General features: G+C 56.5%; 1 protein-coding gene. It reads right to left on the bottom strand.

The window, feature by feature from the left end; all coding sequences use genetic code 11:
- The coding region (locus D2K64_RS23930; protein ID WP_157986126.1) for a hypothetical protein at positions 1–198 on the bottom strand (198 nt) is incomplete at its 3' end.
- Between the last annotated feature and the right edge of the window lie 537 nt (positions 199–735).

The raw sequence follows: 735 nt of genomic DNA, 5'->3' as shown, positions 1-735 counted from the left end.
TTTTTTCAGCCGCTCCTCCTCCGTCTCGCCCGGCGGCGACCACACCGCCGCATGGGTCTCGCAGAACAGCACCTCGTTGCTGCTGGGGCAGCGGCTGCCGCCGACGTCGCGGAGCGGGTTGTTGGGTTCGTCGGCGGGCGGGCGGACGAGGCGGCTGCGGGACGCCGGACCGTTGTGAGCGACTTCGCCTTTGGCCACTTGCTCGATCCTGCAGTTCTACCGTGAGATTCTACTCAGGAGCGCTGCTGCAGGGAAGTCTTCTTCCATTCTTCCATGCAGGACACGGAGGAGTTGCAGTCACCGCTTGGCTCGAACGGTGTCTTCCTGATCCAGAACCGCACGGAACAAGCCCGTACCGCGGATCTAAGGACCTTCTTGTTTGGCCTTGTTCGGCAGGAGGCGGAAATCCACGATCTCCATGCCTAGAGACGGGTCAGCTCGCGCGCGGATCTATCGGGAGAACCCGGTTTGCGCCTTCCGTGCGCTCCCGTGCCTCCTGGGCATTTTTGACTTATGGCAAGCTTCTGCCACAAACCTCCATGACAGAAGTTTTTTAGGATAAGATACTGATGTAATGAGTGAATTCTAACTTCTGTCATCTGTCATCTCGTCTCCTTTCCCGATGCACCTCCTCCTGAATCCTGTGGACCTACTAAAGCCACCGATGACAAATGACAAAAGCCTCGAGAAGTATTTTTTATCAGTCCATTAAGCTCAAGACTTTCGTCAATGTAA

The organism is Teichococcus vastitatis (assembly GCF_003604215.1).
GTDB lineage: Bacteria > Pseudomonadota > Alphaproteobacteria > Acetobacterales > Acetobacteraceae > Pseudoroseomonas > Pseudoroseomonas vastitatis.
Note: the sequence above shows the minus strand (reverse complement) of the source record. Positions and strands in the feature narration are given on the sequence as shown.